The sequence below is a fragment of the Clostridium cylindrosporum DSM 605 genome (genome assembly GCF_001047375.1).
Lineage (GTDB): Bacteria > Bacillota > Clostridia > Clostridiales > Caloramatoraceae > Clostridium_AB > Clostridium_AB cylindrosporum.
Genome location: NZ_LFVU01000028.1, coordinates 182,430 through 204,486 on the forward strand (window position 1 = coordinate 182,430; position 22,057 = coordinate 204,486).

Annotated in this window: 19 protein-coding genes; 5 read left to right on the forward strand and 14 right to left on the reverse strand. The window is 30.3% G+C overall.

The genetic code is table 11. The features are described 5' to 3' along the window. Nucleotides 1-50: 50 nt before the first annotated feature. On the reverse strand, nucleotides 51-1,844 hold the full coding sequence (locus CLCY_RS11735) for a MutS family DNA mismatch repair protein (protein ID WP_048571337.1): 1,794 nt from the start codon (nucleotides 1,842-1,844) through the stop codon (nucleotides 51-53). 130 nt (nucleotides 1,845-1,974) lie between these two features. Here CLCY_RS11735 and CLCY_RS11740 point away from each other — a divergent pair, with 130 nt between their 5' ends. Further along, nucleotides 1,975-2,655 carry a TIGR01906 family membrane protein gene (locus CLCY_RS11740; RefSeq protein WP_048571338.1) on the forward strand — a complete coding sequence of 227 codons (681 nt, stop codon included), beginning with the start codon at nucleotides 1,975-1,977 and terminating at the stop codon, nucleotides 2,653-2,655. Beyond that, nucleotides 2,642-3,874 carry an aminopeptidase gene (locus CLCY_RS11745; RefSeq protein WP_048571339.1) on the forward strand — a complete coding sequence of 411 codons (1,233 nt, stop codon included), beginning with the start codon at nucleotides 2,642-2,644 and terminating at the stop codon, nucleotides 3,872-3,874. The genes CLCY_RS11740 and CLCY_RS11745 overlap by 14 nt, the downstream gene beginning before the upstream one ends. A gap of 62 nt (nucleotides 3,875-3,936) precedes the next feature. On the opposite strand, the gene CLCY_RS11750 is transcribed toward CLCY_RS11745, so the two are convergent. From CLCY_RS11750 to CLCY_RS11770, 5 genes are all read right to left on the reverse strand, one after another. Beyond that, entirely contained in the window at nucleotides 3,937-4,848 is a 912-nt protein-coding gene (locus CLCY_RS11750) for a DMT family transporter (protein WP_048571340.1), read from the reverse strand. Between the two features lie 107 nt (nucleotides 4,849-4,955). After that, nucleotides 4,956-5,897 (reverse strand): cysteine synthase A, encoded by a 942-nt coding sequence (cysK, locus tag CLCY_RS11755; RefSeq protein WP_048571341.1) that lies wholly within the window; start codon nucleotides 5,895-5,897, stop codon nucleotides 4,956-4,958. A 56-nt stretch (nucleotides 5,898-5,953) separates the two neighbouring features. Further along, nucleotides 5,954-7,087 (reverse strand): trans-sulfuration enzyme family protein, encoded by a 1,134-nt coding sequence (locus tag CLCY_RS11760; protein ID WP_048571342.1) that lies wholly within the window; start codon nucleotides 7,085-7,087, stop codon nucleotides 5,954-5,956. Nucleotides 7,088-7,140: 53 nt separating this feature from the next. Then, nucleotides 7,141-8,298, reverse strand: coding sequence for a trans-sulfuration enzyme family protein (locus CLCY_RS11765; protein WP_048571343.1), 1,158 nt, complete (start codon nucleotides 8,296-8,298; stop codon nucleotides 7,141-7,143). Nucleotides 8,299-8,542: 244 nt separating this feature from the next. Further along, nucleotides 8,543-8,941 (reverse strand): hypothetical protein, encoded by a 399-nt coding sequence (locus CLCY_RS11770; RefSeq protein ID WP_048571344.1) that lies wholly within the window; start codon nucleotides 8,939-8,941, stop codon nucleotides 8,543-8,545. 303 nt (nucleotides 8,942-9,244) lie between these two features. On the opposite strand from CLCY_RS11770, the gene CLCY_RS11775 reads away from it, so the two are divergent. Then, nucleotides 9,245-9,592 carry a helix-turn-helix domain-containing protein gene (locus CLCY_RS11775; protein WP_048571345.1) on the forward strand — a complete coding sequence of 116 codons (348 nt, stop codon included), beginning with the start codon at nucleotides 9,245-9,247 and terminating at the stop codon, nucleotides 9,590-9,592. Nucleotides 9,593-9,690: 98 nt separating this feature from the next. Here the strand turns inward: CLCY_RS11775 and CLCY_RS11780 are convergent, their stop codons facing one another. Together CLCY_RS11780 and CLCY_RS11785 are read right to left on the reverse strand one after the other, a co-directional pair. Further along, entirely contained in the window at nucleotides 9,691-11,133 is a 1,443-nt protein-coding gene (locus CLCY_RS11780) for an ATP-binding protein (protein ID WP_048571346.1), read from the reverse strand. Next, nucleotides 11,130-11,840 (reverse strand): response regulator transcription factor, encoded by a 711-nt coding sequence (locus CLCY_RS11785; RefSeq protein ID WP_048571347.1) that lies wholly within the window; start codon nucleotides 11,838-11,840, stop codon nucleotides 11,130-11,132. The genes CLCY_RS11780 and CLCY_RS11785 overlap by 4 nt, the downstream gene beginning before the upstream one ends. A gap of 206 nt (nucleotides 11,841-12,046) precedes the next feature. Here CLCY_RS11785 and CLCY_RS11790 point away from each other — a divergent pair, with 206 nt between their 5' ends. After that, nucleotides 12,047-13,603: an ABC-F family ATP-binding cassette domain-containing protein gene (locus CLCY_RS11790; protein WP_048571348.1), complete on the forward strand. Its 1,557-nt coding sequence runs from the start codon at nucleotides 12,047-12,049 to the stop codon at nucleotides 13,601-13,603. Between the two features lie 133 nt (nucleotides 13,604-13,736). Here CLCY_RS11790 and CLCY_RS11795 read toward each other — a convergent pair whose 3' ends face one another. After that, nucleotides 13,737-14,621, reverse strand: coding sequence for a DMT family transporter (locus CLCY_RS11795; RefSeq protein WP_048571349.1), 885 nt, complete (start codon nucleotides 14,619-14,621; stop codon nucleotides 13,737-13,739). A gap of 153 nt (nucleotides 14,622-14,774) precedes the next feature. Between CLCY_RS11795 and CLCY_RS11800 the strand changes: the two genes are divergently transcribed. Beyond that, nucleotides 14,775-15,323, forward strand: coding sequence for a helix-turn-helix domain-containing protein (locus CLCY_RS11800; RefSeq protein ID WP_048571350.1), 549 nt, complete (start codon nucleotides 14,775-14,777; stop codon nucleotides 15,321-15,323). Between the two features lie 78 nt (nucleotides 15,324-15,401). Here CLCY_RS11800 and CLCY_RS11805 read toward each other — a convergent pair whose 3' ends face one another. The 5 genes from CLCY_RS11805 to CLCY_RS11825 all read right to left on the reverse strand — a co-directional run bounded on the left by CLCY_RS11805 (nucleotide 15,402) and on the right by CLCY_RS11825 (nucleotide 22,026). Continuing rightward, entirely contained in the window at nucleotides 15,402-16,475 is a 1,074-nt protein-coding gene (locus tag CLCY_RS11805) for a sulfate/molybdate ABC transporter ATP-binding protein (protein WP_048571351.1), read from the reverse strand. A gap of 27 nt (nucleotides 16,476-16,502) precedes the next feature. After that, nucleotides 16,503-17,408 carry a sulfate ABC transporter permease subunit CysW gene (cysW, locus tag CLCY_RS11810; RefSeq protein ID WP_082141812.1) on the reverse strand — a complete coding sequence of 302 codons (906 nt, stop codon included), beginning with the start codon at nucleotides 17,406-17,408 and terminating at the stop codon, nucleotides 16,503-16,505. A gap of 11 nt (nucleotides 17,409-17,419) precedes the next feature. Continuing rightward, nucleotides 17,420-18,280 carry a sulfate ABC transporter permease subunit CysT gene (gene cysT / locus CLCY_RS11815; RefSeq protein WP_048571352.1) on the reverse strand — a complete coding sequence of 287 codons (861 nt, stop codon included), beginning with the start codon at nucleotides 18,278-18,280 and terminating at the stop codon, nucleotides 17,420-17,422. Between the two features lie 88 nt (nucleotides 18,281-18,368). After that, complete coding sequence (locus CLCY_RS11820) at nucleotides 18,369-19,409, reverse strand: sulfate ABC transporter substrate-binding protein (RefSeq protein ID WP_048571353.1); 1,041 nt, start codon at nucleotides 19,407-19,409, stop codon at nucleotides 18,369-18,371. Nucleotides 19,410-19,848: 439 nt separating this feature from the next. Next, nucleotides 19,849-22,026, reverse strand: a complete 2,178-nt coding sequence (locus tag CLCY_RS11825; protein WP_048571354.1) for a DNA topoisomerase III — start codon at nucleotides 22,024-22,026, stop codon at nucleotides 19,849-19,851. Nucleotides 22,027-22,057: the final 31 nt, after the last annotated feature.

The window sequence follows — 22,057 nt, forward strand, 5'->3', positions numbered from 1 at the left end:
TCTCCTCTTAGATAAATTTAAGATGGATCCTTTTCTTTTATGGTAATATCTTATTCTTCAATATCTATTCCAACTAATTTCATAAGGTACTTAGCATTTTTAGTTGTAGACATTCCTGGCTTTATTTTGTAATCAAATAATATTTGATTATTTTCATAATACTCTTGAAAATGTTTATTTTTAATGTTAGCACTTTCTAGATCACATAATTCAAAATCATGTGTAGATATAAAACCTATTACTCCATTTTTAGAAAGACTTCTTATAACATTTTTAGCTCCAAGTATTCTGTCCTGGGAATTAGTTCCTCTAAATATTTCGTCAATAAGAAAAATCATTGTTTCACCTTTTTTAGATGACTCTATTATTTTCTTGATTCTTATAAGTTCCGCATAAAATGTTGAAATACCCATTTCTAAATTATCTGTTATTCTCATTGAAGTTAATATATTCATAATAGATGAAGAAAATCTCTCTGCTATAACAGGTGCCCCGGAGTACGCCAAAACTAGGTTTATTCCAACTGTTCTAAGAAATGTTGTTTTTCCAGACATATTAGATCCTGTAATTATTACTATTTCATTATCTATTGATATATCGTTAGTTATTCTACACTCACCTTTAATTAAAGGATGCCCAAGTTTACTTGCATCTATAAATACACCTTTATTCATTTCAATATTTGGATATACTGTTTTAGAATTAATCTGTTCTATTACACTTAAGCTTATGACTTCTTCTAGCTTTCCAATAGCATTAAGATATTCTCCTATTTTGTTACCATACCTTACCTTAAAATCTTCAAGTGAAAACATACATTGATAATCCCATAAAAAAATTATATTAAGTATAAAATAAGCTATCGCATTGTAACGCAAATCTATGCAGTTAACTATACTTTCTAACTTGCCTATAACCTTACTCCCTAACAAATCTTTTTTAAAAGTGAATTGAATCTCTTTTAGATAATCTCCTTTAAATTCGGCCTTTTCTATTAACTGTATAATATTTAGGTATGCTTTAATATTTTTCTTAAAAGGACTTACCTTAGAAAATCCCCTGTATCCTTTAATAAGGAAGTATCCATTTAGTGCTATATTAATAATAAGAGCTACAAATGTTATATTAAAAAAAATCTTTGATAATGTGAGATATGATAAAAATGCAAAAACTATTAAAATAACAGGTAAAGAATATATTATAAATTTAAAGACCTTATTATTATGAATACATTCTCTACTTTCAGCATAGTCAATAAGAAATTTAGGATCTTTGTCCTGATCTAAATTAAGTGATCCAAGCGTTTGAAGTTCTATATCAAAGTCAAGCTTTGAACTTAACTCTTTAACAGCCTCTTGCTTTATACCTAATTTTTCAAAATCATAATTCCCTTTTAAAGTATTAACTAAATGAAGTCTCCCTAAAAAAGTTTTCGTAGTATTTATCAATTGAAACAATGATCCTTTTCCAAATATATCTAAGTCACTTGAATATGAATGGTCCTTATTTATTGCATCTTCTCCAAAATCATTAAATTGAACCCATTTTCCTTCTAATCTTTCTATATATTCATTTAATACTTCAATCTTAGAATTTAGGTACCTTTCATGATATTTTACTTTTAAGTGCATAACAACAAATACAATAAATAATAATATCCCACTAATTGCAAAAAGTCCCTCTAGAGGCTTAATTCCTCCACTTAGCGATTTTACTGCATATACTATTATTATTACGGCTACTATAAGTCTTATAAAACTTATAGCGTTTGAGACCTTCTTTTTACCCTCTAATTCCTTTTCTATTTCACTAATACTATTTTTCAAATCAATTTTATCTATCATTATTTTTACTATCACCTTTCATTATTTTAAACTAATTAATGAAATTAGTTTTCTCCCTATGCTTTTCCTAACTCTGTTATACTTAAAATGATATAATAAATTAAAACAAATTAAATTTAAAGGAGGCATTATGAAAAAGCTATTTCCTATTATTATATCAATTTCTATATTTTTTACCATATTAATAGTATCAATATTTTCATCAGCCTATAATAAAAACTTTTACATTACACAATTTAAGTTAAACAATATATACTCTAATGAAATGGTAAAACAAAGAAATATAAGCCCTGAAATTATAGCTGATGAGGTAATTGGATATTTAAAAAATGACTTTTCAAACCTTAATCGAAAAGGATATTTTACAAATGAAGAAATAATACATATGAAGGATGTTAAAAATCTATTCCTTACTTCAAAATACATTTTAATTTTATGTATATTGCTAATATTAATATCAACATTTATGTATATAAAGAAAACTAAATCAATATATTCGCTTTTAGGAAAAAGCATCAAATACTTTATTTATACTACAATAATAATATTTTTATTTTTATATTTTGCATTTATTAACTTTAGTGAAAGTTTTATAGTATTTCATAAACTGCTTTTTTCCAATGACTATTGGCTTCTAGATGAAAGTACTAGTATTATCATCAATATCATGCCTGAAGATTTTTTTCTTGCCCATGCAGCTAATGTAGGCAAAATTTTTATTACTTTAAGTGTTTTATTTATTGTAATAATTTTAGTTATTCTGAAATTCATGAAAAGAAATTCCAAGGAGGATAAGTATGCTAACATTTAAAGAAAAATTAAGTAATTATGCAAAGTTACTTGTAAAAAAAGGTGTAAACATTCAAAAAGGTCAAATTCTCATATTAACTACATCAATTGAACATAAAGATTTCGCATTAGACATTTCTAGAGAAGCCTATAGAGAAGGGGCAAAATATGTACATATCAATTGGCAATGTGACGAGGCTGTAAGATTAAGATATGAAGAATGCGAAGATTCCTATTTAAGCTTTTTCCCTGAATTTTTAGTTTCTATGTTTGAAACATCAGACAGAGAAAATGCAGCATACCTTTATGTAAAAAGTCCAGATCCTGATCTTTTAGTAGGCATTGACCCTATAAAAATATCAACTTCCTCTAAAGCTGCTGGCACTGCGCTTAAAAATCATGATGACTATGTTTCAGCCTCTAAGGCAACATGGTGCGTAGCACAAATTCCATCAATAAAATGGGCTACAAAAGTATTCCCGGACATTGCAGAAAAGGAGGCACTTGAAAAATTATATGACACAATATTTAAAATTACTAAAGTAGATACAAATGACCCTATAAAAGAATGGGATAAACACCTTGAAATCCTTGAAAATAGAGTAAAGCATCTAAATAATTTACATATAAAAACAATGCATTACAAATCATCTACTATAGATTTAACCCTAACCCTTCCAAAGGATGCAATTTGGCAAGGAGGAGGAGAAAATAGTCAAAAGGAAGTATATTTCGTAGCCAACATTCCAACAGAGGAGGTATTTACTGTGCCTCTAAGAGAATCTGTTAATGGAACAGTAAAAAGTACAATGCCTCTTAACTACCGTGGTAGTCTAATTGAAGACTTTTCCCTTACATTTGAAAAAGGTAAGGTAGTTAGCTTTAGTGCCAAAAGCGGCGAAAATATACTAAAGAGTTTACTTTCTATAGATAAAGGATCATCATACTTAGGTGAAGTAGCACTTGTTCCCTATTCATCACCAATCAACTCCTGTGATATTGTGTTCTACTCCACATTATTTGATGAAAATGCCTCTTGTCATTTTGCACTTGGAAGCTGCTATCCAACCAACATTAAAAATGGTGACAAGCTAAGTGATGATGAACTTTTATCCCTTGGGGCCAATGTTTCAATATCACATGAGGACTTTATGGTAGGATCTAAGGACCTTAAAATAAATGTTACTACTTACTCTAATGAAAGCATTACAATATTCGAAAATGGGGAATTTACTTTATAAGTATATCTCACTTTAAGTATATTAAAAAATGTTAGCCTTAAAATTTAAGGCTAACATTTTAGTTATGATTTAATTCTATTTACACTTGCAACACCAAAGGCAACGCAAACTAAGGAAATAATAATATATAAGTTAAATATTTCACCTGGTATGAACATAGCTGAAAGTATTACCCCTGCTACTGGAATAACAAATCTATATATTGTAATTTCGCCTGCTTTGTTATATTTAAGCAAGGCGAACCAAAGGGAAAATGCTATTGATGATAATAGTGCAGAATATGCTAAAAGTCCAATAGATAGTAGTGTAAACACCATTACTTCATAACCTTTAAACACAATACCTAATATGATTAAAATCAATGAACCTATCATCATCTGATAGGCATTTACTACAAATGGATGTATATCCTTACAAATTTCTTTGCAAAGTATGGTTGCAATAGCCCCTGAAACTGTAGATATAATCATAAATCCTTCACCAATCAAACTAAATTCAAATCCTATTTCCCTACCCCAATTTGCAAATATTATTCCTAAGAATCCTAGAGCTAAGCCTAAAATTTTGCTATTTGTTATTCTATCATTTTTATATATGTAGTGTGCTAATATTACTACAAAGAAATTTTCTGCAGAGGATAATATAGCACCTTTAACTCCTGATGTATTTGACAAACCAATATAAAAAAACAAATACAGTCCTGCTGTTTGAAATATTCCTAAAATACTAAACCTTTTTAATTCCTTTAAACTAACAGCTAAAGGCTCCTTTATAAATAACTTCAAAATTACAAATATAATTGCTGATGCTAAGAAAAACCTCATTCCTGCGAGTAGAATTTTTGCCCATGTATCTGCTTCTATTCCCATTTCAAGATAACTAATCTTAAGTACTGGAAAGGCACTTCCCCATAAAATTGAACATATAATAGCTATAACTATTATCCATTTCTTCTCTGTTAAATACTTACTCATTTCGTCTCCTTAATTTTCTTTAATCATTTTCAATTATAATCATCTTAATAATAAAGCACAAATAAAAAGACTAACAATTATAAAAACTGTTAGTCTTTTTTATATTATTAAGCTTCTTCTGATTGGAATAGTACTGTTGATAAGTATCTCTCACCAGTATCTGGAAGTATAACTACTATAGTTTTACCTTTATTTTCTTCTCTCTTTGCAATTTCTGTAGCTGCAAATAATGCTGCTCCTGAAGAAATTCCAACTAGTACACCCTCAGCCTTTGCAAGATCTCTTGCTCCTTCAAATGCTTCTTCATTTTTAACTTTAAATATTTCATCAATTATAGATGTATTAATAACTCTTGGAATAAATCCTGCCCCAATTCCTTGAATCTTATGAGGTGATGGATTTCCTCCTGATAATACTGGTGAATCAAATGGTTCAACTGCAATTATTTTGATATCTTTATTTTTTGCCTTTAGAACTTCACCTACACCAGTAATAGTTCCTCCAGTTCCAACTCCTGCAACAACTATATCTACTTTACCATCTGTATCCCTTAGAATTTCTTCTGCAGTAGTTTTTCTGTGTATCTCAGGATTTGCAAGATTATCAAACTGGCTTAGAATAATGCTATTTTCAACTATTTGGCTTAATTCAATAGCCTTTTCAATTGATCCCTTCATTCCCTTTTTACCTTCAGTTAAAACAATCTCTGCACCTAAAGCTTTAAGAAGATTTCTTCTTTCTATACTCATTGTATCAGGCATAGTTAGTATTATCTTGTATCCCTTAGCAGCCGCTATTGCTGCAAGTGCTATACCTGTATTACCACTTGTTGCTTCAATTATAGTGCTTCCTTCCTTTAACTCGCCTTTTTTCTCAGCATCTTCTACCATTGCATAAGCAATTCTATCCTTAACACTTCCTGCTGGATTAAAATACTCAAGCTTAGCAAGTATTGTAGCTTTAACATCCTTTGCCTTATTATAATTTACCGTTTCTAGTAAAGGTGTATTTCCTATTAGTTCTGTAAAATTCTTTGCAATCTTTGTCATTATTAATCCCCCCATTTTTAAATTATCCTATAGGTTAACTAGGAATTAACCTGCATCTATTCTAATGCTTTACTAAAGTCATTGATTATATCTTCCACATCTTCTATACCTAAGGATACTCTAATCAAGCTATCCTTTATTCCTCTTTTCTCTCTTTCATCACTTGGCATAGCAGCATGTGACATTTTCGCTGGATAAGAAATTATTGTTTCTACGCCACCAAGACTTACAGCTACTGCAGCATATTTTATCTTATCCATAAAGCTTTTAGCTTTTAAATAATCCTTTGCTTCAAAGGAAAGAACTGCTCCTGGACCAAAACTTTGACCTAAATGAATGCCTTTACCCTCGTGTGAATCTAATCCTGGATAATATACCTTATTAACATTTTTATGGGACTCTAAAAAGTTTGCAATTTTAATTGCATTTGACTGCTGTATATCCAGTCTTGCTTTTAATGTTTTTATGCCTCTTAATGTAAGCCATGAATCCTGCGGTCCAAGTATAGATCCAAATCCATTTTGAATATAATATATTCTGTCTGCAAGATCTTTATTACTAGTAACTACAAGTCCTGCTACAACATCACTATGTCCTGCTAAAAACTTTGTTCCACTGTGCCATACTATATCTGCACCAAGTTCTAATGGTCTTTGAAGGTATGGTGACATAAATGTGTTATCAACAACAGTTATTAAATTATTTTCTTTAGCTATTTTTATAGCTCCCTTTAAGTCTGTAATCTTTAATAAAGGATTTGAAGGTGTTTCTAAGAATATAGCCTTTGTGTTTTGCTTTATAGCTTCTTTAATGTTATTTAAGTTACCAGCATCAACAAAACTAAATTCAATTCCATATCTATTAAAAATTGAAGACGCTAATCTATATGTCCCTCCATACAAATCATCAGCAAATATTAGGTGATCACCTGCTGAAAATATAGAAATTATAGATGCAGCAGCTGCGATTCCTGAGGAAAAGGCATATCCATACTCTCCCCCCTCAAGAGAAGCAATTGTACCTTCAAGTGCTTTTCTTGTAGGATTTTCTGACCTTGAGTATGTATATTCTCCAAGACTTTCTATATTTTCTTGATGATAAGTTGAAGTTTGATATATTGGAACACTAAGTGCACCTGTAGTTTTATCTATTGTGTATTCTCCATGCAAAAGTTTTGTACCAAACTTCATTTAACCACATCCTTATTATTAAATTATAAGTCTAATCTTTATATTAAGATTCTCTATATAAGTGCCTGATTTAAGTCACTTATAATATCATTTACATTTTCTATTCCAACAGAAAGTCTTAAAAGTTTATCAGTTACCCCTATTGCATTTCTAATTTCCTCAGGAATTGCACCATGGGTTTGAACAACTGGATAAGTGATTAGAGATTCTACTCCTCCAAGACTTTCAGCAAAAGTTATTAGCTTAACACTTTTTAATACCTTTTCAACTGTTTCAACTTTCTTTACAGTAAAGCTTATCATTGCTCCAAATCCACTTGATTGTTTTTTCATCACATCATAGTATGGATTATCAGTGTCTCCTGTATAATATATCTTGTCCACACTTTCATGATTTTTAAGAAATTCTGCGACAAGCTTTGCATTTTCCTCATGTCTTTCTAGTCTAACAGCTAGAGTTTTTATTCCCCTAATAATAAGATAACAGTCAAATGGTGAAACCACAGCACCTTCTGATTTATGAATTAGTTTAATTTCCTCTGCTAACTCATCATTATTAACCACTGCAAGTCCACAAAGAGTATCATTGTGCCCTCCTAAATATTTAGTTGCACTATGTACTACTACATCAGCCCCTAGCTCTAGTGGTCTTTGAAAGTAAGGTGTTAGGAAGGTATTATCTATTATTAGAAGAACCCCAGACTCTTTACATATTTTAGATGCTTCCCTAATATCAGTTACCTTCATCATAGGGTTTGTAGGAGTTTCTATAAATGCTCCCTTTGTATTACTTTTTATTGCCGCCTTTAGATTATCTATACTACTAGTATCTACATATTCAAATTCAAGTCCATATCTCTTATATATTTCTTCACATATTCTATATGTTCCACCATATAAATCATCGGATAAAATTATATGCTCTCCTGGATTAAATAGTTTTATTAAGGTTGTTATTGCGGCCATTCCACTTGAGAATGCAAATCCATGCTTCCCATTTTCAAGAGATGCGATTGTTTTTTCAAGCTCCTCCCTCGTTGGGTTTTGTAGTCTTGAGTAATCGTATCCTGTTGTCTCATAAAGCCCTGGATGCCTAAATGTTGCACTTTGATATATCGGTGTAGTTATGGCTCCTGTTAGGGGATCAAACATACTATGTCCATGTACAACTTTCGATTCTATATTTAAACACTTTTCTTCCAACAAACTCATCCCCTTTTACTATATTATATGTTATAGCATACACTATATTTCCTATATTTTTACTAGGCAATAAAATAAATTAAAAATATATTATTAACCTAAAGTCACAAATCTATCTATGCCATTCCCTACTAATTCAATAGGTTTAGTACAAGTTTACACTCAAATCCACATATTGTCAATAATTTTTTCTAAATAAATTATAAGAAATAGACCTATAAGCAAAAGTTCTTATAGGTCTATTTCCTTAGGTTTATGTAGTTTTAAGAAGCTTTGCAAGTTCATCTGCAGTTACTTCTAATCCGTCAAAGTTATTTTCTATATCAACGTTATAATCTTCTCTTAAAAATTCTATAAAGCTTAGCATATGAGATGCTGCTGCTTTTACTTCCTCATCCTCATCATGCTTATCATTCTTTTGTACCAATTCAAATTCAAATTCACTTGTACTAATATCCATTATTCCACCACTTAATTGGTTATCATTTAGATATACCTGTAGTTTTTTACTAAGGATGTTTATCAAACTACCTTCAATAGAAAGTATAGCTCTTGCTTTAGAATTCTCCTCTTTTTCAGATTCTTCCCCTACTATTTTTATAACCCTAATAATAGTACTCTTAGAATTATTATCCGTACTGTGTTCTTTCAACTATATCCCTCCTGCCTACAGGCACACTTTAGTATGTTTTTGATAATTATATCTCTTTATTCATTCTATACAAAAGTTGTGATTATATCAAGTTTTAGAGATATTTCATTTTAATATAATAAAATATCATTTAAGATAAATAGTAAATTTATTAAAAAATATTAATTTTTATATATTTATTACTAAAAGCTGGGGCGTTTTTCCACTTTTTACATTTATAAATTTCACAAAGATGTGTATAATGGAACTAGGGAGTGTTTAAAATTTTACAATATATCACTAAGGGAAAAGGGGGATCTATCTATGCTACTCCAAAGTAATAGTTATGCACTTACTCAGGATGAGCTCACAAACATCTTATCACAATCTGTTAGTTCAAAGGAGCTTTTAAATTTCTCAAAAAAAATAATCGAACCTATAAAAAATTATGATAAGGAAAATCATTCTGAGCTTTATCATACCTTGGAATCATATATTTTTTACGACGGAAATTATAAAAAAGTAGCTGAAGATTTGTTTCAACATGAAAATACAATTAGATATAGAATAAAAAAAATTAAATCTATTCTTCATATGGAAGACTCTAACATAAAGTTTATTGAAAGTACTTCTATAGCCCTTAGAGTTTTGGGACTTTTAAATTCAAATTAGGAAACACTATTTAAATAAAAATAATTTAGTATTATTATAAAACAAATATTTTGAAATTTTGCAATAATATAAGTACCTAGTTACTAGGTACTTTTGTTCTACTCTTTTACAGACTCTAAGAAGCAGACAAATAAATTTCCAATACCTTTTTTTGAAAATAATCTTATAATTCCTCCATGCTGCTCAATAATGAGCTTTACTATACTAAGCCCAAGTCCTGTTCCTCCAGAGGATTGTCTTGACTGGTCATATTTGTAAAATGGTTTAAATATATTCCTAGCCTCTTCACTACCAATATACTCACCTTCGTTTTTTACTACAATAACTACTCCATTTTGCTTAAGTTCATTTATTTCTTCTCTAAATTCCCAATCAATCCAGTCCTTTAAAGAATAGTGCTTTGAGAAAGCTCCAACCCATATATTTTTACCTGCCTCAGTATTATTTATTGCATTACTTACAAGATTATCTATAACCCTTATCATTTCATTTACATTAACTCTATATTCTCCACTACACCCTATGTAGGAGTTAAAATTTATCCCCTTTAAAGTACACATATTATCATAGCCGTCAAATAACATATCAAAAAACTCTTCGCCTTCAACTTTTACAAATTTCTTTGAATAACTTGAGGTTAATACTGTATACATTAATAAGTCATCTATCATACCCTTCATATAATCACATCTATCTAAAATTACTTCTGTATATTTATTTCTAGATCTTGCACTTGTATCTCCTGAAAGAAGTTCAGTATATACTCTTATTGAAGTTAGTGGTGTTTTTAAATCGTGGGATATAGCAGCAACCATATATTCTCTAGCGTTTTGTTCCTTTTGAATCAACTTGTTTTTTTCTAATAATTCCGCTTTCATTTTATTAAAACCATTAACAAGCATTCCTATTTCATCCTTAGAAGAACACCTTATGTTTATGTCTTTTCCCTCGCCAAATTCTCTCATAGCAAATGTTAAGTCTTTTATTGGATCAATAATTTTATTATTTATTATCTTAGATATAATTCCGATTATTAGTAAAGTTACAGCAGAGAAGGCTAGAATAGCCATATTAAAGGTTTTCCTTGTGTATTCTAATGCATAACTACTTCTTAATGTTATTTTATAAATTCCAACAACCTCTTCTCCAACAAAAACAGGCTTTTTAATTGTATTTTTTTTATCACTTCTTCGCATATAATAAAGACCTTTATATAAAGCATTATTACTAATTCTTTGTCCTAGAGTTAACTTATTTTTTGATGAGTAAATTAAAACACCATTATTTGAATATAATTCTATTAGTATGTCTTTTTTATCACTTTCATCTATTTTAATATTTATTTTACTTCCCTCTTTATAAAGCTTTGGATTATTTAAAATGTCTTCATATTTTTCAAACCTTTTGACATTATTAATCGAGACCCTATGTTCCTCTATTTCTGATTCTTTTTTAACCATGGCATAAAGAGAAAAGGCAGTTAAAATAGGTATGATTATAATAATTATATAGAAAATAGCCATCCAAGTTTTTATTTTCATGACTTTTTCTCTCCTATAAATGTATATCCACTTCCCCAAATAGTCTTTATGTATTTAGGATTTTTAAGGTCATCCATTATCTTCTCTCTTAATGACTTTATATGAACTGAAACAGTATTATTGCCATACACATCCGCTTCTCCCCAAACACTTTCATAAAACTCTTTTTTTGTAAAAATCCTTGAAGGGTTTTTACAAAATAAAAGAAGCAAATCATATTCCTTAGAGGTTAATGATACATACTTTCCATCCACCCTAACTTCTCTTACTTCAGGATAAATGATAAGCCCTCCATTATACTCAATATAATCATACTTTTCCTTCTCACCAATATACCTTTTATACCTCCTAATTTGAGAATCAATTCTTGCTTTAAGTTCTACTAAACTAAAAGGTTTTGTCAAATAATCATCTGCTCCAATTTCAAAACCTTTAACTTTATCTTTTTCTTCAAATCTAGCACTTAATATAATTATTGGAATGTCACTTTTAAGCCTTATGTTTTTACAAAGCTCAAATCCATCCATTTCAGGAAGCATAATATCAATTATAGCAAGTTCTATTTTACTTCTATTTTTATTAAATTCTTCCATACCTTCTAGCCCAGTAGATGCCCATAGAACGCTAACGCTATTTTTCTCTAGATAGTCTTTAATAGCTAATGCTATTTCCTTATTGTCCTCGACTACAAGGATATAATTTTCCATTTTTCCTCGCCTCCAGCCTCCTTAATTATACAAAATTATACTATATTTTATAAACTTTGTAACATACTTTCCTATGATAACCTAATATTTTCTTAAAGTAAACTTACCCTTTACTTATATTTATAGAATTGTATTCATTACTAAACTACTATATAATTCATTATGTATATTTTCTTAATTACATTATAAAGTGAGGATTATTTAACATGAGTATACTAACAGTAAAAAACTTAAATCATGGATTTGGTGATAGGGCTATCCTTAATAACGTTTCTTTTCGTCTTCTTAAAGGAGAACATATAGGACTTATTGGAGCAAATGGCGAAGGAAAGTCTACATTTATGAATATAATCACAGGAAAACTTGAGCCTGATGAAGGAAGTATAGAATGGTCTAAGCATGTTAGAGTTGGTTACTTAGATCAACATACAACCCTTGAAAAAGGACTTACTATTAGAGATGTACTTAAAAATGCTTTTAAGTATCTATTTGACATAGAAAATGAACTAAATGATTTATACGGTAAAATGGGAGATGTGTCCCCTGAGGAACTTGAGGTGCTAATGGAGGAAACAGGTACACTTCAAGACATACTAACTAATAACGACTTTTATGTTATAGATACAAAAGTTGAAGAAATAGCAAGGGGTCTTGGGCTTGTTGATATTGGACTTGATAAAGATGTACATGACCTTAGTGGTGGACAAAGAACAAAGGTACTTCTAGCTAAACTTCTTCTTGAAAAACCTGATATCCTTCTACTTGACGAGCCAACTAACTACCTAGATGAACAACATATAGAATGGCTAAAAAGATATCTACTTGATTATGAAAATGCCTTCATCCTTATTTCTCATGATATTCCATTTTTAAATAGCGTTATTAACCTTATTTATCACATGGAACATGCTGAACTAACAAGATATGTTGGAAATTATGATGACTTCAAGAGAATCTACGAAGCTAAACAAAAACAAATAGAGGCAGCATACAAAAAGCAACAAGATGAAATTGCAGAACTTAAAGACTTCGTTGCTAGAAATAAAGCTAGGGTTTCAACTAGAAATATGGCAATGTCTAGACAGAAAAAACTTGATAAAATGGATGTTATAGAACTTCAAAAGGAAAAACCAAAGCCAGAGTTTCATTTTAAAATAGCTAGGGCCTCAGGAAAAATGCTATTTTCAACTAAGGATCTAGTAATAGGATATGACTCACCACTTTCAAAACCTCTTAATTTAACAATGGAAAGAGGACAAAAAATAGCACTAGTTGGTGCTAATGGTCTTGGAAAAACTACTTTACTTAAAAGTATACTTGGTGAGATTCCTTCAGTTTCAGGATCTGTGGAACTTGGAGACTATTTACACCTAGGATACTTTGAACAGGAAATTAAGGAAGGAAACTATAATAGCTGTATAGATGAGCTGTGGGCTGAATTCCCTTCATATACTCAATACGAAATACGTGCAGCACTTGCAAAGTGTGGTCTTACAACAAAGCATATAGAAAGCAAAATATTGGTACTAAGCGGAGGGGAACAGGCAAAGGTGCGTCTATGTAAACTTATTAATAGAGAAACTAATTTCCTAATACTAGACGAGCCTACAAACCATCTTGATGTTGATGCTAAGGATGAGCTAAAACGTGCTATTAAAGAATATAAGGGAAGCGTTCTTATAATATGCCATGAACCTGAATTTTATCAAGATGTTGTTACTGATGTTTGGAACTGTGAAGAATGGACAACTAAGTTAATATAAACTTTATTGATTAAAAAATTCTATTATTACATCAATTAATATACACATACTAAACAAAAATAGGCTACTGCTAATTTAAGCAATAGCCTATTTTTTAATTTTTATCAAAGGAATTCAAAAATAGAGTTATCTTCTATGACTTTTTTAATCTTAAGAGTTTTGTACCATAAATCTCATATACAAATGTTGAACCAAGTATTAAAATGCCTCCTATTATTTGTGATAAACTCATTGCCTCACCAAAAAATATACTAGACATTATAATCGCAGATATTGGGTCAATATAGCTAAATGTAGCAATTGTTTGACTACTAAGTTTGTTTACAGATGAAAAATAAAGCAAATATGCAAACCCTGTATGAACTACTCCTAAAATCACCAATAATACTATTGACACATTATTAATTCCACTAAAATTTATTCCATCACTAAATATTAAATAAATAAATAGTAGTACTGATGAAATAAGTAATTGTGGCAAGGTTCTTTCCATCCCTGATATATCCTTTAGGAATTTATTTAATATAATTATACTGGCATAAATAGCAGCTGCTGAGAGTCCATAAACAATTCCAAGTATGTTATTCACACCTGTCCCACTTTCTCCAACTCCTACAATACAAAACATACCTACCATTGCTGCTAATATACATAAAACCTTTATAATATTCAGCCTCTCTTTTAAAATCAATGGAGATAAAAACATAACAATAATTGGTGCAAAATAATAACATATTGTAGCATTTGAGATTGTAGTGTATTTATATGCTTGAAATAACAAAATCCAATTTAAAGCAAGAACAATCCCAGACCCCCCAAGTAACCATATATTTTTATGTACCTTTTCCCAGGAAAACTTTTTCCTTGATAAAATAACCACTAGAAATAGGAATAGACTTCCTAAAACTCCTCTTGCCAATGCAATTTCACTTGAAGTAGCATTAATATTCCTTACAAAAATCCCTATACTTCCAAACAATGTCATGGCAGCTATTAAACTAACTTTAGCCTTATCCATAATACCCTCCATTCAAATCATAAATATTGTACAGTATTTTACTTGCCTTATGGAAAAAACATTTGTAAAATATAATGTACAATAGTTCACTATACTTTGTTAATGATATTTTACATTTGTAAACTATATTTGTCAATGTAAGAGGGAGATAATATGGATTTAAGTATTATAATAGCTGATAATTTAAAATTTTTAAGACAAGAGAGGAATTTAAGTCTTGGTCAATTAGCAGAGCTATCTGGAATAAGTAAAGTTATGCTTTCACAAATTGAAAAAGGGGAATCAAATCCTACTATTAATACAATATGGAAAATAGCCACTGGACTTAAAGTTCCTTATACTAGATTAATTGATGAACCTAGTAATGATACTGTTGTTGTACGCAAATGTAGTATCAAAGAACAGTTTGATAATAATGATGTCTACAAGGTATATTGCTATTATACAAATAACCCAAATAGAAACTTTGAATTTTTTAAAACAGAACTTTCTCCTAATTCTTCTAGCACCTCAGCTGGTCATTCATTAAAATCTAGAGAATACATTTTTGTTATAAAAGGAGAGCTAATCCTTAGGACTAGTAATGAGGAGTATATACTTCAAAAGGATGATTCTATAAACTTTGATGCTTCTTTACCACATTTTTATTTGAACAATCAAAATGATATAGTTGAGTTTATTGTTATAAACTATTATCCTTAAACAAACTAATCTAACATCTAAAAATAAAAGGGATTAGAGAACCAATCTTATCTCTAATCCCAATAATTAAATATGCTCTTATATTATATAATCTTCTGGAATAAAAACCTTAAAATCTTTAGGTTTTATGAATACTTCATCTCCAATGTTTAAATTAAGCTCCTTAAATTTTTCTCTTGATACCTCAGCTTCTAAGTATTCACCTATATCACTTCTTTTAAGTTCTATATATACTATACTACCGCCACTTCTTATAAAGAACACCTCTGCCTTTATACTTCCTTCTCCGCTACTTTCCCTTGTGATTTCAATGTCATGTGGTCTTACATAACTTACAGCATCTGAGTCCTTAGCGTCCTTAAACTCTGGAGCGTCATATTCCACTTCCCCAATGTTAAGCTTTCCATTCTTTACTCTACCATGGAATAGATTAACATTCCCTAAGAAGTCGTATACAAAAGGATTGCTAGGGTTTTCATATACTTCTTTAGGAGTACCTACTTGTTCTATTTTTCCTTTATTAAGTATTACTATTCTATCAGCAACATCCATAGCCTCTTCCTGATCATGTGTTACAAATACACTTGTTATAGGATAGTTATCATGTAAACGTCTAAGCCATCTTCTTAGTTCTTTTCTAACCTTTGCATCAAGTGCTCCAAATGGCTCATCAAGAAGAAGAACTCTAGGCTCTACCGCAAGTGCTCTAGCAAGTGCCACTCTTTGTCTTTGTCCACCTGACAATTGAGCTGGGTATCTGTTTTTAAACTCTTTCATCTTTATAAGCTCTAAAAGCTCATCTACTTTATTATTTATCTCTTCCTTACTTGGTCTTAACTTTTTTGGTCTAATACTTAATCCAAAGGCTACATTATCTCCAACAGTCATATGCTTAAAAAGTGCATAATGCTGAAAAACAAAACCAACTTCTCTTTCTTGAACTTTTTTTGAAGTATTATCTTCTCCATTAAAAAATATACTTCCTTCATCAGAATTTTCAAGTCCTGCTATTATTCTTAAAAGTGTTGTTTTTCCTGAACCTGATGGTCCAAGAAGGGCTACAAGCTCTCCGGTTTTAACATCTAGATTTATATTATCTAGTGCATTAAAATTTCCGAAGTTTTTAGATATATCAACAACGTTTATACTCATTTCAATCACCTCTACAGACTATTTTATCTATTCTACTTCCTCATTAATTGACTCTTTTTTAATCTTCCATTCAATAACACTTTTAGCTATTAAGTTTATTAACGCTATAATTGTTAGTAATGATGCAACTGCGAATGCAGCTGAAAATTGATATTCATTATATAAAATTTCAATGTGTAAAGGTAGTGTAGTAGTAAGTCCTCTAATATGACCTGAAACTACAGATACCGCCCCAAACTCTCCAGCTGCTCTTGCAGCGGTTAATATTACACCATACAAAAGAGCCCATTTTATATTTGGAAGAGTTATTTTAAAAAATGTTTTTAGTCCGCTTGCTCCAAGTGTCAGAGCTGCTTCTTCTTCACTACTTCCCTTTGACTGCATAATAGGTATAAGTTCTCTTGCAACAAATGGGAAAGTTACAAATACAGTAGCAATAATTATTCCTGGAGTATTAAATATTATTTGCATGTCATATTTAGTTAATATTTCACCGAATAATCCATGGGTGTCACTAAATAGCAAGACAAATACAAACCCTGCAATAACAGGTGATATTGCAAATGGCATATCAATAATTGTAATAAGTATATTTTTACCTTTAAATTCAAACTTTGAAATTAACCATGCAGCAACTATACCAAAAACTGTATTTAAAGGAACTGCTATTAAAATAGCTTTTAAGGTAAGCTTTATAGCATCTAGTGCTATAGGATCTGTTATTGAAGCTATATATACACTATATCCTTTTTCAAGCCCCTTAACAAAAACAGCTACAAGAGGAAGTATAAGCACAGCAAAAACATAAATAAGTGCTATAGCAGTTAAAGTTATCTTAGCAATACTAATAGAAGATAAGTACTCCTTTACTAACTTTAAAATAGGTTTTTTATTGTAGTTTTTTTCATTTCTGATCTCTATCTTTGTACTCATTTTCATCCCTCCTACCTAGCTTTGTGATAAGATGAAGTATACCACTGAAGTAAATTGATTATAAGCATTGCTACAAATGATATTACAAGCATTGCTCCAGCAATTACAGTTGCACCTTCATAATCGTATTGTTCCATTTTAGTCATTATAATAAGTGGTGCTATTTCTGTTTTCATAGGCATATTTCCTGAAATAAATACAACAGATCCGTACTCTCCAACAGCTCTTGCAAAGGCTAAAGAAAAGCCTGTTAAAAGAGCTGGAAACACCTCTGGAATTATTACTTTAACAAAAGTTATAAAAGAATTAGACCCAAGACTTCGTGCAGCTTCCTCTACTTCTTTATCTAAATTCTCAATAACAGGTTGTACAGTTCTTACAACAAAAGGAATACTAATAAAACTTAAAGCAACAACAATACCTAAAAATGTAAAGGACACTTTTATTCCAAATATGCTTAAGTATTTTCCTATCCATCCATCTTGAGCATAAAGAGTAGTAAGTGTTATTCCTGCTACTGCTGTAGGAAGCGCAAATGGAAGGTCTATTAGTGAGTCTATAATTTTCTTTCCAAAGAAATTATACCTTACAATTACCCATGCTATTAAGAATCCAAAGACTGCATTTAATCCCGCCGCTAAAAAAGCTGCTAAAAAACTAACCTTAAAGGCAGAAATTACTCTAGGCTCACTTAGAATTTTTAATATATCGCTCATCCCAATATTTAAAGAGTTTATAAATATCATAGATAAAGGTAAAAGTACTAATATACTAATATAACTTACTGTAAATCCTAAACTTAATCCAAATCCAGGTATAATGGTATACCCCTTTAATAACTTATTATTTTTTTTCTTAACTACCGTGTTCAACCTTAATCACCACCCTATAAAATTTAAACAATTTGAAAACCAAATAAATTTAATGCCTTGTAGTACATGAAACTACAAGGCATTTATACTACTTATTCGTGTATATTTGGTCAAATACCCCATTATCATTAAAATGCTTCTTTTGAGCATTATTCCATCCACCAAAAACTTTATTTATTGTAAACAAACTAATGTTACCAAATTGTTTTTCATATTTCTTTGCTATTTTTTCATTTACAGGTCTATAGAAATTTTTTGCTGCTATTTCCTGACCTTCATCACTATATAAATACTTTAAATATTCAGTAGCGATTTTCTTAGTTCCCTTTTTCTCTGCAACTTTATCAACAACTGCAACTGGCGGTTCAGTTAATATACTTATACTTGGATTTACTATATCAAACTTATCTCCCATCTCTTTTTGAACAAGATAAGCTTCATTTTCCCAAGCTATAAGAACATCACCAACACCTCTTTCAATAAATGTAGTTGTTGATCCTCTTGCCCCTGAATCAAGAACAGGAACGTTTTTATATAACTTTTTCACAAATTCCTTAGCTTTATTTTCATCATTGTTATTCTTTTTTAGAGCATATCCCCATGCTGCTAAGTAATTCCATCTAGCTCCACCTGATGTCTTAGGGTTTGGGGTTACAACTTCTACGCCTGGTCTAACAAGGTCATCCCAATCCTTTATACCCTTTGGATTTCCATTTCTAACCAAAAATACAATAGTAGAAGTATATGGAGAAGAGTTATGTGGAAGACTCTTTTGCCATTCCTCATTAATCAAATGTTTCTTTTTATTAATAGAATCTATATCGTATGCAAGTGCTAGTGTTACAACGTCTGCTTTAAGTCCATCTGCTACACCTCTTGCTTGCTTTCCTGAACCTCCATGTGACTGGTTCACCTCTACCTCTTCACCTGTTTTATCCTTCCAGTGTTTTGCAAAGGCTACATTGTAATCTGTATAAAATTCCCTTGTAGGATCATAGGATACATTTAATAATGTTTTTTTCTTTGAAGTCTCACCATCTTTAGAGGAACAGCCTGTAAATAAACCTATTGTAACTATTAAACTTAATATGATGATTCCAAATTTCATTTTGCTTTTTCGCCTTTTCATTTGTAATCCTCCTTCCCAATTCCTACTTCTTCTATAGGTTTAATTATATTTTATTCACCATTTTTAAAAAAATCAACTGTTTTTTTTCGACTTTTTTCTATTTTTTTATAAAAATGATTAATTTATTCATATTTGAAATAAAACTAAAGCAAAGAACATACTCTCCAAAACCACTTATTTACAAGGCTTACCCCCTCTTATTAATAAATTAAAATTTATTAATACATAAATTATTTCTATATATTTCATAATAAAAATATCTTTCTCCTTTACCCACTACATTAGTATGAATTAATACAAAAAAATAATAAGCACTTAAACTCGCGTTTAAGTGCTTATTATTTTTAGGTTAGGATGGAGGTAAAGGAAAATGATTTTTATTTCTTTAATATTATTGACCTATTGCAAAATCCTATACATAATAACTAAAAAATCATATTTATTTATTAAAGTCCTTTAAAAGTTCAGCAAATGGATTGTTTATATCCTGTTCTGCTTCCTTTTTCATTTTTGCCATTATATTATGTACTTCTTTTTTATTTACTTTATCACTTTTGTTAAACCTTTTCTTAAAAATAGATTCTTTTTCTCTAAAGTTACATTTTAAATTTGTACATGCATAGATCTTTCCGTCTCCGCTACCTCTTAACTCTAACTTTTTCTTACAATCTGGACATCTTGCATTTGTTAATATTGCAACGCTTTGTCTATGACCACACTCTCTATCCTGGCATACTAAACTTCTTCCTTTTTTTGTGTTAACGCTTAGCATGTTCTTGCCACATTCTGGACACTTTTCACTACTTAAATTATCATGTCTATACTTATCTTCACTTGATTTAATACCTGAAACAATACTCTTAGTATATTCTATTATTTCTTCCATAAAGCTATCTTTATTTAATTTACCCCTAGATATTTCTTGAAGCTTTTGCTCCCATCTACCTGTAAGTTCAGGTGAAACTAACTCTTTAGGAGCTAATTTTAATAGCTGTCTTCCCTTAGATGTAGTTATTATATCCTTACCTCTTTTTTCTATTAGGAAGCTAGAAAATAACTTTTCTATTATATCTGCTCTAGTAGCAACTGTTCCAAGTCCACCAGTTTCTCCAAGTGTTTTTATAATTTTTGAATCATTACTCTTCATATATTTTGATGGATTTTCCATAGCTGCTAAAAGAGTTCCTTCATTTAACAATGATGGAGGTGTAGTTTTTCCTACTTTCTTTTCAATACTATCTATATTAATACTTTCCCCTTTATTAAATCCATTTATTATTTGGTTTTCTTCATCCTCATTTTCCTCATTATTGTCATAAACATCCTTCCAACCATTATAGATAACCTTCTTACCCCTAGCCTTAAATTCTTCACCTTTAATATTTCCTACTATAACAACTTCCTCGTATTCGCATGGCTTCATTAATGCTGCTAAAAACCTTTTTGAAACAAGCTCGTAAATATTTCTCTCTTTTACAGAAATATCTCTCCAAACAGGAGCTTCTTCCGTTGGAATTATAGCATGGTGATCTGATACCTTAGAATTATCTACGAAGCTTTTGTTAGCTTTAATACCAAGTGCTAATATTTCCTTAGCTGCATCTGGATTAACACTTCTACATGCTTTAACTCTATCCTTTAAAGTTTCAACTATATCATCTGATATGTACTTAGAATCTGTTCTAGGATATGTTAATACCTTATGCTGTTCATATAGTTTTTGCATAATAGATAAAGTTTCCTTAGCGGAATATCCCCATATTCTATTTGCATCTCTTTGAAGCTGAGTTAAATCATAAAGTCCTTGGGAATATAGCTTTTTAACTTTTTTATTCACTTCTTCTATATAAAGTTTTTCGCCTTTTATATTACCTACTATACTATCTATCTTATCTTCATTAAAACTTCTATTTTCTTTAGATTTTTTGTCTGTCCATTTCAATTTTACTCCCTTGGCTACAGCTTCAATTGAATAAAAGTTCTTTGGTTTAAAATCTCTAATTTCATCTTCTCTGTAAGATACCATCGCAAGTGTTGGTGTTTGTACTCTTCCACATGAAAGTTGTGCATTATACTTACATGTAAGCGTTCTCGTTGCATTAATACCAACTACCCAATCTGCCTCAGCTCTTGATAATGCAGATGCATATAGATTATTGTACTCTCTACCATCGCGAAGTTTAGAAAACCCTTCCTTTATAGCCTTATCAGTAACAGATGATATCCACAAACGCTTAATTGGCTTTTTTACTCCTGCTTTATATAGTATAAGTCTTGCAACAAGTTCCCCTTCTCTTCCTGCATCAGTTGCTATGACAATCTCTTTAACATCATCCCTTGAAAGCTGACCCTTTACCGCATTAAACTGCTTTATTGTAGTTTTAATAAGGGAAAACTTAAAACTCTTAGGTATTATAGGAACATCTTCTATATTCCACTGCTTATACTTATTATCATATTGTTCAGGATCTGATAAAGTAACCAAATGACCAAGTGCCCATGTTACAATATATTTGTCCCCTTCCAAATACCCATTTCCTTTTTTACTACACTTTAATACTCTTCCTATATCTCTCGCCACAGAAGGCTTTTCTGCTAAAACTAATATCTTACTCATTAAAACAATCCTTTCATCTGAAAATTACTAT

Coding starts and splice junctions, on each gene's coding strand:
- CLCY_RS11765 (WP_048571343.1), bottom strand. CDS start 8,298: ATGAGTTTGTTGGAAGAAAAGTGTTTAAATATAGAATCGAAAGTTGTA.
- CLCY_RS11795 (WP_048571349.1), bottom strand. CDS start 14,621: ATGGATAAGGCTAAAGTTAGTTTAATAGCTGCCATGACATTGTTTGGA.
- CLCY_RS11825 (WP_048571354.1), bottom strand. CDS start 22,026: ATGAGTAAGATATTAGTTTTAGCAGAAAAGCCTTCTGTGGCGAGAGAT.
- CLCY_RS11745 (WP_048571339.1), top strand. CDS start 2,642: ATGCTAACATTTAAAGAAAAATTAAGTAATTATGCAAAGTTACTTGTA.
- CLCY_RS11780 (WP_048571346.1), bottom strand. CDS start 11,133: ATGAAAATAAAAACTTGGATGGCTATTTTCTATATAATTATTATAATC.
- CLCY_RS11805 (WP_048571351.1), bottom strand. CDS start 16,475: ATGAGTATAAACGTTGTTGATATATCTAAAAACTTCGGAAATTTTAAT.
- CLCY_RS11740 (WP_048571338.1), top strand. CDS start 1,975: ATGAAAAAGCTATTTCCTATTATTATATCAATTTCTATATTTTTTACC.
- CLCY_RS11760 (WP_048571342.1), bottom strand. CDS start 7,087: ATGAAGTTTGGTACAAAACTTTTGCATGGAGAATACACAATAGATAAA.
- CLCY_RS11820 (WP_048571353.1), bottom strand. CDS start 19,409: ATGAAAAGGCGAAAAAGCAAAATGAAATTTGGAATCATCATATTAAGT.
- cysW (WP_082141812.1), bottom strand. CDS start 17,408: ATGAGTACAAAGATAGAGATCAGAAATGAAAAAAACTACAATAAAAAA.
- CLCY_RS11750 (WP_048571340.1), bottom strand. CDS start 4,848: ATGAGTAAGTATTTAACAGAGAAGAAATGGATAATAGTTATAGCTATT.
- CLCY_RS11775 (WP_048571345.1), top strand. CDS start 9,245: ATGCTACTCCAAAGTAATAGTTATGCACTTACTCAGGATGAGCTCACA.
- CLCY_RS11800 (WP_048571350.1), top strand. CDS start 14,775: ATGGATTTAAGTATTATAATAGCTGATAATTTAAAATTTTTAAGACAA.
- CLCY_RS11735 (WP_048571337.1), bottom strand. CDS start 1,844: ATGATAGATAAAATTGATTTGAAAAATAGTATTAGTGAAATAGAAAAG.
- CLCY_RS11785 (WP_048571347.1), bottom strand. CDS start 11,840: ATGGAAAATTATATCCTTGTAGTCGAGGACAATAAGGAAATAGCATTA.
- CLCY_RS11790 (WP_048571348.1), top strand. CDS start 12,047: ATGAGTATACTAACAGTAAAAAACTTAAATCATGGATTTGGTGATAGG.
- cysK (WP_048571341.1), bottom strand. CDS start 5,897: ATGACAAAGATTGCAAAGAATTTTACAGAACTAATAGGAAATACACCT.